Source organism: Pseudomonas sp. ZY71 (assembly GCF_036542145.1).
Classification (GTDB): Bacteria; Pseudomonadota; Gammaproteobacteria; order Pseudomonadales; family Pseudomonadaceae; genus Aquipseudomonas; species Aquipseudomonas koreensis_A.
Window position 1 is genome coordinate 6,062,347 of sequence record NZ_CP144274.1, and the last position, 15,524, is coordinate 6,077,870.

Below are 15,524 nucleotides of genomic sequence, written 5' to 3' on the forward strand. Positions count from 1 at the left end.
GCTACGAGCTGCAAGAACAAAGCGCGTAACCCAGTGATCCCCGGGAACCTGCTTTTACTTGCAGCTTGAGGCTCACAACTTGAAGCTGCCCGGAGGGCTTCCTATGAGTTATGTGATCGACCGACGTCTCAATGGCAAGAACAAGAGCACGGTAAACCGCCAGCGTTTCCTGCGGCGCTACCGTGACCACATCAAGAAGGCTGTCGAAGAGGCGGTCAGCCGGCGTTCCATTACCGATATGGAACACGGCGAACAGATCAGCATTCCCGGTCGCGACATCGACGAACCGGTGCTTCACCACGGCCGTGGCGGCAAGCAGACCGTGGTTCATCCCGGCAACAAGGAATTCACCGCCGGCGAACACATCGCTCGCCCGCCGGGAGGTGGCGGCGGACGCGGCCCGGGCAAGGCCGGCAATTCCGGTGAAGGCATGGACGAGTTCGTCTTCCAGATTACACAGGAAGAGTTTCTCGAATTCATGTTCGAAGACCTCGAGCTGCCGAACCTGGTCAAACGCAATTTGAGCGGTACTGACACTTTTAAAACCGTTCGTGCCGGGATCAGCAACGAAGGCAACCCGTCGCGCATCAATATCATCCGCACCCTGCGTTCGGCTCATGCGCGACGCATTGCCCTGTCCGGCAGCAGTCGGGCGAAACTGCGCGAAGTCAAAGAAGAACTTGAGCGACTGAGACGCGAAGAGCCAGACAACTTCGGCGATATCCAGGAACTCGAGGCGGAAATCGAAAAACTCAGCGCGCGCATCCATCGCGTGCCGTTCCTCGATACGTTCGACCTGAAATACAACTTGCTGATCAAGCAGCCCAACCCCAGTTCAAAAGCGGTGATGTTCTGCTTGATGGACGTTTCCGGCTCCATGACGCAGGCGACCAAGGACATCGCCAAACGCTTTTTCATCCTCTTGTACCTGTTCCTGAAACGCAATTACGACAAGATCGACGTGGTGTTCATCCGTCACCACACCAGTGCCCGGGAAGTCGACGAAGAAGAGTTTTTCTATTCGCGGGAAACCGGCGGCACCATCGTTTCCAGCGCCCTGAAACTGATGCAGGAGATCATGGCCGAGCGTTACCCGAGCAACGAGTGGAACATCTACGCGGCGCAGGCTTCCGACGGCGACAACTGGAACGATGACTCGCCGATCTGCCGCGACATCCTGATCAACCAGATCATGCCGTTTGTGCAGTACTACACTTATGTGGAGATCACCCCGCGCGAACATCAGGCCCTGTGGTACGAGTACGAACGCATCGCCGAAGCCTTCTCTGACACTTTTGCCCAGCAGCAACTGGTCTCGGCCGGGGATATCTATCCGGTCTTCCGTGAACTCTTCCAGCGCAGGTTAGTGACATGACCGCCAAAGAGCAGAAGCGCCAACCCATTTCCACCGGCTCCGAATGGACGTTCGAGCTGATCCAGACCTACGACCGCGAAATCGCCCGGATCGCGGCCCGCTACGCCCTGGATACCTATCCCAACCAGATCGAAGTGATCACCGCCGAGCAAATGATGGACGCCTACGCCTCGGTAGGCATGCCACTGGGCTATCACCATTGGTCCTACGGCAAACACTTCCTCAGCACCGAAAAGTCCTACAGCCGCGGGCAGATGGGCCTGGCCTACGAAATCGTGATCAACTCCGACCCTTGCATCGCCTACCTGATGGAAGAAAACACCATCTGCATGCAGGCGCTGGTGGTAGCGCACGCGTGCTATGGCCACAACAGTTTCTTCAAGGGCAACTACCTGTTCCGCACCTGGACCGACGCCAGTTCGATCATCGATTACCTGGTGTTCGCCAAGCAGTACATCATGCAGTGCGAAGAGCGCCACGGCATCGACGCGGTGGAAGACCTGCTCGACTCCTGCCATGCGCTGATGAACTACGGCGTCGACCGCTACAAGCGTCCGTATCCGATTTCCGCCGAAGAGGAACGCCGGCGGCAGAAGGATCGCGAAGAGCACCTGCAGAAGCAGATCAACGATCTGTGGCGCACGATCCCCAAAGGCGCGGACAAGTACAGTGACAGGGACAACGCGCGTTTCCCGGCCGAGCCGCAGGAAAACATCCTGTATTTCATCGAGAAACACGCGCCGTTGCTGGAGCCGTGGCAGCGCGAAATCGTGCGGATCGTGCGCAAGATCGCTCAGTATTTCTATCCGCAGCGTCAGACCCAGGTGATGAACGAAGGCTGGGCAACGTTCTGGCATTACACGCTGATGAACGACCTGTACGACGAAGGCCTGGTCACCGAAGGCTTCATGATGGAGTTCCTCACCTCGCACACCAGTGTGGTGTTTCAGCCAGGCTTCGACAGCCCCTACTACAACGGCATCAACCCTTACGCGCTGGGCTTTGCGATGTATCGCGACATTCGGCGCATGTGCGAGGAGCCTACCGAAGAGGATCGTCGCTGGTTCCCGGAAATCGCCGGGACTGACTGGCTGTCGACCATCAAGTTCGCCATGAGCAGCTTCAAGGATGAGAGTTTCATCCTGCAGTATCTGTCGCCGAAGGTGATCCGTGACCTGAAACTGTTCAGCATCATGGATGACGATCAGAAGGACGACTTGTTGGTGCCTGCGATTCATGACGAGCCCGGCTACCGGATCATCCGCGAAACCCTGGCCGCGCAATACAACCTCGGCAATCGTGAACCGAACGTGCAGATCTACAGCATCGATCGACGCGGCGACCGCTCACTGACCTTGCGTCACCAACAGCACGATCGCAAACCGCTGGGAGATTCCACCGACGAGGTGCTCAAACACCTGCATCGCTTGTGGGGCTTCGATATCCACCTGGAAACCCTGCAAGGCGACCAGATCATGAAAACCCATCACGTTCCGCCACGCAGTGAACACAGCGAAGGGGATTACGGTCGACTGGATCTGGCCGTCATTCATCTTTGATCCGGTTCTGGCCTCCGAAAGTCTGACGCAAGGGTTATCCTGTCGGGCTAACGGAGGTTTTTTATGCAGATTTTCAAGGTTGGCGGCGCCGTTCGTGATCGCTTGCTGGGCAAACCGGTCACGGACATCGATTGGGTGGTGGTCGGTGCCACCACCGAAGAAATGCTCGCCCAGGGTTATCGCCCGGTCGGTGCGGATTTCCCGGTGTTTCTTCATCCAAAAAGCGGCGAGGAATACGCCCTCGCCCGCACCGAGCGCAAAAGCGGGCGCGGTTATGGCGGTTTCACTTTTCACGCCAGCCCCGAAGTCACGCTTGAAGAAGATCTGATCCGTCGCGACCTGACCATCAACGCCATGGCCGAGGACGATCAACAGAATCTGACCGATCCGTACCATGGTCAGCGCGATCTGGAAGATCGAATACTGCGCCATGTTTCTCCGGCATTCGCCGAAGATCCCCTCCGTGTATTGCGCGTTGCCCGCTTCGCTGCGCGTTATGCCGGACTCGGTTTCACCGTCGCGCCAGAGACGCTCGAACTGATGCGTCAGCTCAGCGACTCCGGCGAACTCGAAGCACTGACTGCCGAACGCAGTTGGAAGGAAATCTCCCGGGCATTGATGGAAGATCAGCCGCAGGTGTTCATTCAGGTGCTGCGCGACTGCGGCGCACTGAAAGTACTGATGCCGGAAGTCGACGCGCTTTTTGGCGTGCCACAACCGGAAGCGCATCATCCGGAAATCGACACCGGCCTGCACACGCTCAGCGTGTTGGAGCAATCGGCGCTGTACAAACAACCGCTGACCGTGCGCTGGGCTTGCCTGCTGCACGATCTCGGCAAAGGTCTGACCCCGGAAGAACAGTGGCCGCGACACATCGCCCATGAGCACACGGGGTTGAAGCTGATCAAAGCGGTCTGCGAACGCTTTAAGGCACCCAAGGATTGTCAGGAATTGGCACTACTGGTCGGCCAGTACCACACCCATTGCCACCGGGCGCTGGAGCTGAAGGCTTCGACATTGCTGGAGTTGCTGCAGAGTTTTGACGTGTATCGCCGGCCGCAGCGGTTTGAAGAGTTCATTGTTGCGTGCGAGATGGATGCGCGGGGCCGCAAGGGGCTCGAGCAGAGAAGTTATCCACAGGCCGATTATTTGCGTGGTGCGGCGAAGGCAGCACGGGAAGTCGCGGTGCAGCCATTGCTAGAGAAGGGATTCAAAGGCCCGGAGCTGGGCGAAGCGCTCAAGCGTGAGCGACTGAAGGCGCTGAAAGCCTACAAAGACGCGGCGTCCGCTTGAAAAGCTTCGCGAGCAGGCTCGCTCCCACATTTTGGAATGCATTTCCCTGTGGGAGCGAGCCTGCTCGCGAAGACGTCAGTCGATCTAAAGCAAATCTGAAGGCGTGAGCCGCTGCCCACGCCACTCGAACGCGACCGGCGCCAGCACTTGGTCGATCTGCGCCTCAGCCCACAACGTCGCGAAGCTTTTTCCCGCACCCGGATGCACGCGATCCGGCGCAATCAGCGACAACGGCCACAGCACAAAAGCATTTTTCAAAATCTCGGCACGTGGCAGAACCAACCCGTCGAAATTCCCCGCCAGCTCGCCATACAGCAGCACGTCGATATCCAGCGGCAAGCCTTTGCGATCAGGCGCGTAGCGACCGTTATCCGCCTCGATGAATTTCAAGCGTCGATCCAGTTCCATCAACGGTAGATCGGTAAACGCCGACACCACAAAGTTGAAGAACGGCCCGCTCTTGATCCCCACAGGTGCGCTCTCGAACACCGCCGAACAGCGGATATCCACCAGAAATGTCGCTAAAGCGTCGAGTCCGGCACGCAAATGGGTTTCGCGCTCGATATTGCTACCGAGCCCGAGATAGACCTGAGTCAGCGACATCCGCGCTCGATCTCCACACCCACGCCACCCTTCGCAGCCGGAACGGCGCCAGGCTTGGTCAGCTTCAGACGCACCCACGTGATGCTGAATTCGCTCATCAGCACTTCGACCAGACGCTCGGCAAAGGTCTCGACCAACTGAAACTGCGCCTGCTCGGCAAAAGCCTGAATCCGCGTGGAAACGCTAGCGTAGTCGAGCGCCAGGGTCAGGTCGTCACCGGCGGCGGCCGGGCGATTGTCCCAGGCGAAGCTCAGATCAAGTCGCAAGCACTGTCGGATGCCGCGCTCCCAGTCGTAGGCACCAATGACGGTGTCGACTTCCAGGCCCTCGATAAACACTCTGTCCAAGCACTTCTCTCCGCTGCACGACAAGGGCGCAATGCGCCGTTAGAATCAGGGCGTCCTCGCCCGGAATAGTTAGCATGTTTTGGTTACTGGCGACTTTCGCCTACCTGCTCGGCTCGCTGTCCTTCGCCATTTTGCTCAGCCGCCTGACCGGAAATCCGGATCCGCGAATGAGTGGCTCGGGCAATGCCGGTGCCACCAACATGCTGCGCCTGGCCGGTCGCAAACTGGCGATCCTGACCCTGCTGGGTGATCTGTGCAAAGGCCTGGTGCCGGTGCTGATCGCCTCGGCTGTCGGCCTTTCGCTGCAGGATCAGGCGTGGATCGGCGTGTGCGCCGTGATCGGTCACCTGTTCCCGCTGTATTTCCGCTTCCGTGGTGGCAAAGGTGTCGCCACCGCTGCCGGGATGCTGCTGGGCCTGTATCCGCCCGCTGCGCTGTTGGCCGTGTGCGCCTGGCTGCTGACGTTCTACCTGACCCGCACCAGCTCGCTGGCCGCGCTGATTGCCACGCCGCTGACCCTGCCGTTGCTGGCCTGGCAGGAACCGGAGGCGCTGTTGCCGATGAGCGCGCTGACCTTGCTGATCGTCTGGCGCCATCGCGGCAATCTACGCGACCTGTTTGCCGGGCGCGAACGGCATTTTTAAATACCGGCCATGAGCGCCTCTCATCACAACGGCGACAATTGCTCCATTGGCCAGCGCGCCTGCACGCTGATTGCCAGACTTTCCTGCTGACCGGCCTGCAAGCGCTGGCAACCGGCAAACGCGATCATCGCGCCATTGTCGGTGCAGAACTCGGGACGGGCGTAGAACACATCACCTTTCATATCGCCGAGCATTTTCTCCAGCGAAACTCGCAAGGCCTTGTTGGCACTGACGCCGCCAGCGATCACCAGACGCTTCATGCCGGCCTGTTTCAGGGCACGCTTGCACTTGATGGTCAAAGTCTCCACCACGGCCTGCTGGAACGCCAGCGCGATGTCGCAACGGGCTTGCTCGTTGTCGTCCCCGGCGCTGACGCACTGCTGCCAGGCGTTGAGCGCAGAGGTTTTCAGACCACTGAAGCTGAATTGCAGACCCGGGCGATCACACATCGGACGCGGGAAGGTAAAACGTCCTGCGACGCCCTTCTCGGCCAGTTTGGCGATTTCCGGCCCCCCCGGATAATTGAGGCCCATCATCTTCGCGGTTTTGTCGAACGCTTCGCCCGCGGCGTCGTCGAGCGTCTCGCCGAGCAGGCTGTATTGGCCGATGCCATCCACCTGAACCAGCTGCGTATGGCCGCCGGACACCAACAAAGCGACGAACGGGAATTCCGGTGGTTTCGGCTCCAGCATCGGCGCCAGCAAATGCCCCTCCATGTGATGCACGCCGAGCGCCGGAATGCCCCAGGCAAACGCCAGCGCCTGAGCGCAGGAAGCACCGACCAGCAGCGCGCCAACCAGCCCAGGACCCGCGGTATAGGCGATCGCATCGATCTCGGTCGGTACGCAGTCCGCCTCGGCCAACACCTGACGAATCAAGGGCAGCATGCGTTTGACGTGGTCACGCGAGGCCAGCTCCGGCACCACACCGCCATAAGCGCGGTGCAGGTCGATCTGACTGAACAGCGCGTCGGCCAGCAGGCCCCGTTCACTGTCATATAATGCGACGCCGGTTTCGTCGCAGGAGGTTTCTAATCCCAGTACTAGCATGGGTTTGCGCCTTGTTTAGGCTGAATTCGAAGGCGCGCATAATAGTCGCCACGTGATGCCCCGACCAGCGGTTTTCGATCAGAGGCTTTGCATTCCGAGCGATGAGGGGTTAACATCCGCAACCCTTAAAAACCGACGTCTTCAAGTGCTCTTTTGCCGCGAGGATGTTGACCCCGGTAATGAATGAAGGTAGCTCTGGATGCCAGCCGTCAAAGTTAAAGAGAACGAACCCTTCGACGTAGCTCTGCGTCGTTTCAAGCGCTCCTGCGAAAAAGCCGGTGTACTGGCTGAAGTTCGTAGCCGCGAATTTTACGAGAAGCCAACTTCTGAGCGTAAGCGCAAAGCAGCAGCCGCTGTTAAGCGTCACGCCAAGAAAGTTCAGCGCGAACAGCGCCGCGCCGTTCGTCTGTACTAATACACAGACGTTCGTTGCAAGCTTCTTTGCCTAAGCCCGGCTCTCAGCCGGGCTAATGGCATTTGCGTAAAACGCTTGATGCTTCAACGTCGAAGCCGCAGACGCGACCAAGACGAATCTGCTTTACACGTCAGACCTGGCTCTTTTGCCAGCGGTGCACGTCTTTTCTGACGAGCCTTTCAAGGCTACTGACGAGCACACCCACTGATTCCTCTTACGACGATCAGCCCAAGGCACCTGCATGCGTGCCCGCTTTATTGAGCTATCCGAGGCCCCTAACCGGCTGTCAGCGGATTCAGCGCAACACTTTCAAATAGTCGAAGGCTGATGAGTACTAACGTCAGTGGATTTTCGGCAGATACACTTCCCGACAGCGATTACGCAGACGACACCGGTCGAGCCGCATATTTGCGCGCTTCAAACAATGACCCGCGTCCGCCAGCCTTACGCATCGGACTTATTACAGCGCAGACGACGAGAACGCCATGGCCGGGCTGATTCCCCAGAGCTTCATTGACGACCTGCTGAACCGCACCGACATCGTCGATGTGGTCAGTTCGCGCGTGCAATTGAAGAAGGCCGGCAAGAACTACACCGCCTGTTGCCCGTTTCACAAAGAGAAAACTCCGTCCTTCAGCGTCAGCCCCGACAAGCAGTTTTATTATTGCTTCGGCTGCGGCGCCGGCGGTAACGCCCTCGGCTTTCTCATGGATCACGACAACCTGGACTTCCCCCAGGCTGTCGAAGATCTGGCGAAAGCCGCCGGCATGGAAATCCCTCGCGAAGAAAGCGGCCGACCGCACAAACCGCGCCAACCGACCGATTCGCCGCTGTATCCGCTGCTCACCGCTGCCGCCGACTTTTATCGGCAGGCGCTCAAGAGCCATCCATCGCGAAAAGCTGCAGTGGACTACCTCAAGGGCCGCGGCCTGACTGGCGAGATCGCCCGGGACTTCGGTCTCGGCTTCGCACCGCCGGGCTGGGACAACCTGTTCAAGCATTTGAGCAGCGACACGCTTCAGCAAAAAGCCATGATCGACGCCGGCCTGCTGATCGAGAACGCCGAAACCGGCAAACGCTATGACCGCTTCCGCGATCGCGTGATGTTCCCGATCCGCGACACCCGTGGGCGAATTATCGCTTTCGGCGGCCGCGTACTCGGCGACGACAAGCCGAAGTATCTGAACTCACCGGAAACCCCGGTATTCCATAAAGGTCAGGAACTCTACGGCCTCTATGAAGCGCGCAAGAACAACCGCAACCTCGACGAAATCATCGTCGTTGAAGGCTATATGGACGTCATCGCCCTCGCTCAGCAAGGGCTGAAAAATGCCGTCGCGACGCTCGGCACCGCGACCAGCGAAGAACATTTGAAGCGTCTGTTCCGCGTAGTGCCGAACGTGCTGTTTTGCTTCGACGGCGATCAGGCTGGCCGCAACGCCGCATGGCGCGCACTGGAAGCAACGCTTTCAAGCCTGCAGGACGGGCGTCGCGCCCGTTTTCTGTTTCTGCCCGAAGGCGAAGACCCGGACACCTTGGTGCGCGCCGAAGGCACTGATGCGTTCAAGGCGAGGATCAATCAGCATGCTCAGCCGCTGGCGGATTATTTCTTCCAGCAACTGACCGAAGAAGCCGACCCGCGCTCGCTTGAGGGCAAGGCGCACATGGCCACCCTCGCTGCGCCACTGATCGACAAAGTGCCGGGCGCCAACCTGCGGATCCTGATGCGTCAACGCCTGACCGAAATTACTGGTCTGAGCAGTGAAACCGTCAGCCAGCTTGCACAAAGTGCGCCGCAGGAAGCACCGCCCGCCTACGATCCGGGCATCGATTACGACGCGATGCCGGACTACAGCGACTACCATCAGCCGCAGGCACAGGACATGTATGTGCCGCAGCAGGAGTGGACGCCAAAGAAACCCGGCGCTGGCGGCAAAAAATGGGACAAGAAACCCTGGGACAAGAATGGCAAACGTGGCGGTGATCGCGAACAACAGCGCCCGCGCACGCCGATCGGTGTCGAATCGCCTACCCTGACTGCCCTGCGCACCCTGCTCCATCACCCGCAACTGGCCGAGCGCGTCGAAGATGCCGGGCACATTGCGGACGAGAATCAGACCAACGCCCAGTTACTTGTGGCGCTGCTCGAAGCCGTACAGAAGAATCCCAAGCTAAACTCATTTCAGTTGATCGCGCGATGGCACGGCACTGAACAGGGTCGTTTGCTCAAGGCGCTGGCAGAAAAGGAGTGGCTGATTGACGGAGATAACCTTGAACAACAGTTTTTCGACACCATTACTAGCTTGTCAGCCCGCCAACGCGAGCGAAATCTGGAACAGTTGCTCAGGAAAGCGCGTCAAAGCGAACTGAGTATCGAAGAGAAAAATCAACTGCGCGACCTATTAAGTCGCAATGTTTCCGCATCAAACCCGACCTCAACTGGCGCGTGAGGTCATAGCTCAGGTATAATCCTCGGCTTGTTTTTTGCCCGCCAAGACCTTCAGTGGATAGGGTGTTATGTCCGGAAAAGCGCAACAGCAGTCTCGTATTATTGAGTTGATCAAACTGGGTCGTGAGCAGAAGTATCTGACTTACGCCGAGGTCAACGACCACCTGCCCGAGGATATTTCAGATCCAGAGCAGGTGGAAGACATCATCCGCATGATTAACGACATGGGGATCCCCGTACACGAGAGTGCTCCGGATGCGGACGCCCTTATGTTGGCCGACGCCGATACCGACGAGGCCGCTGCGGAAGAAGCAGCCGCTGCGTTGGCAGCGGTGGAGACCGATATCGGTCGCACCACTGACCCAGTGCGCATGTACATGCGTGAAATGGGTACGGTCGAGCTTCTGACTCGTGAAGGCGAAATCGAAATCGCCAAGCGTATCGAAGAGGGCATCCGTGAAGTGATGAGCGCAATCGCGCACTTCCCTGGCACGGTTGACCACATTCTCTCCGAGTACACTCGCGTCACCACCGAAGGTGGTCGCCTGTCCGACGTTCTGAGCGGTTATATCGACCCGGACGACGGCATTGCGCCGCCTGCCGAAGTGCCGCCGCCTGTCGAAGCGAAAGTGGCGAAAGCCGACGACGAAACCGACGACGATGAAGCCGAATCTTCCGATGACGAAGAAGAAGCCGAAAGCGGTCCGGATCCGGTCATCGCTGCCCAGCGCTTTGGCGCCGTGGCTGATCAGATGGAAATCACCCGCAAGGCCCTGAAAAAGCACGGTCGCAACAACAAGGCAGCGATTGCCGAGTTGCTGGTACTGGCCGAGCTGTTCATGCCGATCAAACTGGTGCCGAAGCAATTTGAAGGCCTGGTCGAGCGTGTTCGCGGTGCCCTGGATCGTCTGCGTCAGCAAGAGCGCGCGATCATGCAACTGTGTGTACGTGATGCACGTATGCCACGCGCCGATTTCCTGCGTCAGTTCCCGAGCAACGAAGTCGACGAAAGCTGGTCCGACGCCCTGGCCAAAGGCAAGAGCAAGTACGCCGAAGCCATCGGTCGCGTGCAGCCGGACATCATTCGTTGCCAGCAGAAACTGATCGCGCTGGAAACCGAGACCGGTCTGACCATCGCAGAAATCAAGGACATCAACCGTCGCATGTCGATCGGTGAGGCCAAGGCCCGCCGCGCGAAGAAAGAGATGGTTGAAGCCAACTTGCGTCTGGTGATCTCGATCGCCAAGAAGTACACCAACCGCGGCCTGCAATTCCTCGATCTGATCCAGGAAGGCAACATCGGCCTGATGAAAGCGGTGGACAAGTTCGAATACCGTCGTGGTTACAAGTTCTCGACTTATGCCACCTGGTGGATCCGTCAGGCGATCACTCGCTCGATCGCCGACCAGGCCCGCACCATCCGTATTCCGGTGCACATGATCGAGACGATCAACAAGCTCAACCGTATTTCCCGGCAGATGTTGCAGGAAATGGGTCGCGAACCGACGCCGGAAGAGCTGGGCGAACGCATGGAGATGCCTGAGGACAAGATCCGCAAGGTATTGAAGATCGCTAAAGAGCCGATCTCCATGGAAACCCCGATCGGTGATGACGAAGACTCCCATCTGGGTGACTTCATCGAAGACTCGACCATGCAGTCGCCAATCGATGTCGCCACTGTTGAGAGCCTGAAAGAAGCGACTCGCGAAGTGCTGTCCGGCCTCACTGCCCGTGAAGCCAAAGTACTGCGCATGCGTTTCGGTATCGACATGAACACCGACCACACACTCGAAGAAGTGGGCAAACAGTTTGACGTAACGCGTGAGCGGATCCGTCAGATCGAAGCCAAGGCACTGCGCAAGCTGCGCCACCCGACGCGAAGCGAGCATCTGCGCTCCTTCCTCGACGAGTGATACCAGAACCCCCGGCCCAGGCCGGGGGTTTTGTTTATATGGCAGATTAAATCCTTCGCAACGCCCCTCCCCCGCATACCCCGTCTACACTCGAAACAATCATCCCCGAGCCATAACGAGAGCGTTATGCCCAGATTGGCGTCCGTGCTTTTTTTGCTGTCACTGATGATCTGGACCGCAACGGCTGACGCGCTGACTCTGACCGATGAAGAACGTAGCTGGCTGGCGGCTCACCCGGACTTGCGCCTGGGTGTCGACGCGTCGTGGCCGCCCTTTGAGTTTCGCGACGATCAGAATCGCTACCAGGGCCTGGCGGCGGACTATATCGACGTGATTCGCCAACGCCTGGCGATCAAGTTGACGCCGATCGAGCCCGTGAGCTGGACGGTGGTACTGGAACAGGTCAAATCGGGCAAGATCGACCTTCTGCCCGGCATCATGTCCACCCCTGAACGCCAGACCTACCTGTCGTTCACTCGCCCCTATCTTGATTTCCCGATCGTGATCCTCGCGCACATCGGCGGCGCGCAACCGCGCAAACTCGACGACCTGTACGGTTTGAAAATCGCCGTGGTGGAAAACTATGCGCCCCACGAACTGCTGCGCACCCACCACCCCGATCTGAATCTGGTCGCCATGCCCAATGTCAGTTCGGCGCTGCAGGCGTTGGCGATCGACGAAGTGGACGCTGTGGTCGGCGACCTCGCATCCAGCGTCTGGAGCCTGCGCCAGCTCAAGCTCGACGGCCTGTACGTCAGCGGCGAAACCCCCTATCGCTACCAACTGGCAATGGCCGTGCCCCGCGACAACAAAGTACTGGTGGGAATTCTCGACAAAGTGCTCGCGGACATGAGCCCTGATGAAATCAGCAGCATTCAGGAGCACTGGGTCGGCAACGTCCTTGATCATCGGACATTCTGGTCGGATCTGTTGATCTACGGTTTGCCGGGGCTGTTGCTGTTGGTGACGATTCTTGCCGTGGTAATCCGCATCAACCGCCGCCTGAGTTCGGAAATCGCCCGACGCATCGACCTCGAACAGGAACTGCGCAGCAGCGAATATCACTATCGCGGCCTGGTCGAGAGCCTGTCGGCCATCGCCTGGGAAGCGCGGATAAGCGACTTCACCTACAGCTATGTCTCGCCCCACGCCGAAGACCTGCTCGGCTACCCACAATCCCATTGGCTGATCCCCGGCTTCTGGCACAACATCATTCACCCGGCAGATTTGACCCGTACGCAAAGCTACTGCAAGGAAGCCCTGCGCGAAGGCCGTGATCACATCGTCGACTATCGAGTGATCACCGCCGATGGCCGCTGCTTGTGGGTGCGCGACATCGTCAGCCTGATCGAACATGGTCATGAGCCGGTAATGCGCGGCCTGATGATCGACATCAGCGAAATCAAGCGCACTGAAGAGGCGTTGCAGCTCTCGGAGCAAAAGTTCGCCTCGGTCTTCCAGCAATGCCCGGACATTCTGGTGATTGCACGGCTGTCCGACGGTTGCCTGCTGGAGGTCAACGAAGCGTTTGAAGAACAGATCGGGCTGAAAGCCGAGGAAGTCCTTGGGCAGACGGCGACCGAGCTGAATATCTGGGGCATTCCCGGCGTTGGTCCGGGACTGCTGCAACGTTTGCAGGCGGGCAGCATTCGCAACCTGGAGATGCCCTTTCGCCGCAACAACGGCCAACTGTTCACTGGTCTGATTTCCGCCGAGCCGTTCGATCTGGACACCACGCCAGCCTTGGTGGTCGTTGTACGTGACATCACCCAGCTCAAGGAAACCCAGCAGCAGCTGCAAACCTCCGAAGAGAAATTCGCCAAAGCCTTCCATGCCTCGCCGGATGGTTTGTTGTTGTCACGCCAGAGCGATGGCCTGCTACTGGAGGTCAACGAGGGTTTCAGCCGTATCACCGGTTTCAATAGCGCCATGTCGGTGGATAGGTCGGCGCTGGATCTGGGCATCTGGGTCAACCTCAACGAGCGCAAACAGATGCTAGACCTGTTGCACCGCGACGGCTTTGTGCGTGACTTTACCTGCCATATCCGCCGCAGTGACGGGCAGATTCGCCTCTGTGAAGTCTCCAGCCGTCCGCTGCCGATCGGTGAAGAAGACTGCATGCTGACCATCGCCCGCGACATCACCGAGCGTCATCTGATGCAGGAAAAACTGCAACAGGCCGCCACTGTGTTCGAAAGCACTGCCGAAGGCGTATTGATCACCGACACCCAACAGCACATCAGTGCGGTCAACCGCGCCTTCACCGAGATTACCGGTTACAGCGAAAGCGAAGCGCTCGGCCATACACCGCGCCTGCTCGCCTCCGGCCTGCATGACAGCGCGTTCTACGCGGCAATGTGGCACCAGTTGACCGACGAAGGTCACTGGCAGGGCGAGATCTCCAACCGGCGCAAGAACGGCGAGTTGTACCCGAGCTGGCTGACCATCAGTGCCGTACGCAATCGCGACAAGTTCATTACCCACTTTGTCGCGGTGTTTGCCGACATCTCCAGCCTCAAGCATGCGCAAGCCAAACTCGACTATCAGGCGCACCACGACCCGCTCACTGGCCTGCCGAACCGCACGCTGTTCGAAAACCGCTTGCTGATGGCACTGAACAGTCAGCAGGAAAACGGCGGTCAAGGCGCCGTGCTGTTTCTCGATCTCGACCGTTTCAAACACATCAACGACAGCCTCGGTCACCCGGTCGGCGACCTGCTGCTCAAGGGCATCGCCGTGCGCCTGAAAGAGCAACTGCGCGACATCGATACCGTGGCGCGTCTGGGTGGTGACGAATTCATCATCCTGCTGCCCGGCCTGCAACAGGCCAGCGACGCCGACAACATCGCCACCAAACTGCTCAATTGTTTCGGTGCGCCGTTTCAGGCCGGCGAACATGAGTTCTTCATCAGCGCCAGTATTGGCACCAGCCTCTACCCACGGGACGGTTGTGACGTCGCCACCTTGGTGAAAAACGCCGACGCGGCGATGTACCGCTCCAAGGCCAAGGGCCGCAACCGCGTCGAGAGCTACACTCGCGATCTCACGGCCCAGGCCAGCGAGCGCATCGCGCTGGAACACGAACTGCGCCGGGCCATCGAGCGCGATGAACTGTTTCTCTACTACCAGCCGAAAATCAGTCTGGAGGATCACAGCCTGGTCGGTGCCGAAGCGCTGATCCGCTGGCGCCATCCGACCTTCGGCGACGTGCCGCCAGAGCATTTCATTCCGCTCGCGGAAGAGAACGGCATGATCCTGCAGATCGGTGACTGGGTGCTGGAGACCGCGTGCCGGCAGATGTTCGAATGGAATCAGGTCTACGACAGCCTCGGCCCGCTCTCGGTGAACCTCGCCGGCGCGCAACTGCGTCAGCCAAATCTACTCGGACGCATCGAACAACTGCTCAACGACAACGGCCTGCAGCCGGATTTACTGCAACTGGAAATTACCGAGAATTTCATCATGAGTCAGGCCGAAGAGGCGCTGGCCGTGTTGCACCAGCTCAAACACCTCGGCGTACAACTGGCGATCGACGACTTCGGTACCGGATATTCTTCGCTCAGTTACCTCAAACGCTTGCCGCTGGATATCCTCAAAATCGACCAATCATTCGTTCGCGGACTGCCCGACGATCCCCATGATGCGGCCATTGTCCGGGCCATCATTGCGCTGGGCCGGAGCATGCAATTCACGATCATCGCCGAAGGTGTGGAAACCCAGGCGCAACAACAATTTCTCGCCGCCGAAGGCTGCGAACAGATCCAGGGCTACATCGTCAGCCTGCCGCTACCGCCGGAAGAATTCGCCGCGACGTTTCTTCGTGTAACCGTATCGGATTATTCGGATAGCACAGCCGAGAAACCGTCGCTATAATCCG

11 protein-coding genes are annotated in these 15,524 nt (G+C 58.8%); 8 read left to right on the forward strand and 3 right to left on the reverse strand.

The window, feature by feature from the left end; genetic code table 11:
* Positions 1-103: 103 nt before the first annotated feature.
* From VY732_RS26990 to VY732_RS27000, 3 genes are all read left to right on the forward strand, one after another.
* Entirely contained in the window at positions 104-1,375 is a 1,272-nt protein-coding gene (locus VY732_RS26990; RefSeq protein ID WP_007910114.1) for a YeaH/YhbH family protein, read from the forward strand.
* Positions 1,372-2,934, forward strand: coding sequence for a SpoVR family protein (locus VY732_RS26995; protein ID WP_077574770.1), 1,563 nt, complete (start codon positions 1,372-1,374; stop codon positions 2,932-2,934). The genes VY732_RS26990 and VY732_RS26995 overlap by 4 nt, the downstream gene beginning before the upstream one ends.
* Before the next feature lie 63 nt (positions 2,935-2,997).
* Complete coding sequence (locus VY732_RS27000; RefSeq protein ID WP_331692700.1) at positions 2,998-4,227, forward strand: multifunctional CCA addition/repair protein; 1,230 nt, start codon at positions 2,998-3,000, stop codon at positions 4,225-4,227.
* A gap of 84 nt (positions 4,228-4,311) precedes the next feature.
* Here VY732_RS27000 and folK read toward each other — a convergent pair whose 3' ends face one another.
* Together folK and folB are read right to left on the reverse strand one after the other, a co-directional pair.
* Positions 4,312-4,830 (reverse strand): 2-amino-4-hydroxy-6-hydroxymethyldihydropteridine diphosphokinase, encoded by a 519-nt coding sequence (folK, locus tag VY732_RS27005; protein WP_077574772.1) that lies wholly within the window; start codon positions 4,828-4,830, stop codon positions 4,312-4,314.
* Positions 4,821-5,177 (reverse strand): dihydroneopterin aldolase, encoded by a 357-nt coding sequence (gene folB / locus VY732_RS27010; protein WP_038363315.1) that lies wholly within the window; start codon positions 5,175-5,177, stop codon positions 4,821-4,823. Before folB ends, folK begins: the two co-directional genes overlap by 10 nt.
* Positions 5,178-5,251: 74 nt before the next feature.
* Here folB and plsY point away from each other — a divergent pair, with 74 nt between their 5' ends.
* The gene (plsY, locus tag VY732_RS27015) at positions 5,252-5,821 is read left to right on the forward strand and encodes a glycerol-3-phosphate 1-O-acyltransferase PlsY (protein ID WP_038363312.1); all 570 of its coding nucleotides are present in this window, start codon (positions 5,252-5,254) and stop codon (positions 5,819-5,821) included.
* 23 nt (positions 5,822-5,844) lie between these two features.
* On the opposite strand, the gene tsaD is transcribed toward plsY, so the two are convergent.
* On the reverse strand, positions 5,845-6,870 hold the full coding sequence (gene tsaD, locus VY732_RS27020; RefSeq protein ID WP_007910097.1) for a tRNA (adenosine(37)-N6)-threonylcarbamoyltransferase complex transferase subunit TsaD: 1,026 nt from the start codon (positions 6,868-6,870) through the stop codon (positions 5,845-5,847).
* 199 nt (positions 6,871-7,069) lie between these two features.
* Here tsaD and rpsU point away from each other — a divergent pair, with 199 nt between their 5' ends.
* The 4 genes from rpsU to VY732_RS27040 all read left to right on the forward strand — a co-directional run bounded on the left by rpsU (position 7,070) and on the right by VY732_RS27040 (position 15,520).
* Positions 7,070-7,285: a 30S ribosomal protein S21 gene (gene rpsU / locus VY732_RS27025; RefSeq protein ID WP_002551877.1), complete on the forward strand. Its 216-nt coding sequence runs from the start codon at positions 7,070-7,072 to the stop codon at positions 7,283-7,285.
* A 485-nt stretch (positions 7,286-7,770) separates the two neighbouring features.
* Positions 7,771-9,735: a DNA primase gene (gene dnaG / locus VY732_RS27030; protein ID WP_077574774.1), complete on the forward strand. Its 1,965-nt coding sequence runs from the start codon at positions 7,771-7,773 to the stop codon at positions 9,733-9,735.
* Between the two features lie 67 nt (positions 9,736-9,802).
* Positions 9,803-11,647 carry an RNA polymerase sigma factor RpoD gene (rpoD, locus tag VY732_RS27035; RefSeq protein WP_137217364.1) on the forward strand — a complete coding sequence of 615 codons (1,845 nt, stop codon included), beginning with the start codon at positions 9,803-9,805 and terminating at the stop codon, positions 11,645-11,647.
* Between the two features lie 126 nt (positions 11,648-11,773).
* Positions 11,774-15,520 (forward strand): bifunctional diguanylate cyclase/phosphodiesterase, encoded by a 3,747-nt coding sequence (locus VY732_RS27040; RefSeq protein ID WP_331692704.1) that lies wholly within the window; start codon positions 11,774-11,776, stop codon positions 15,518-15,520.
* The last annotated feature ends 4 nt before the right edge of the window (positions 15,521-15,524 follow it).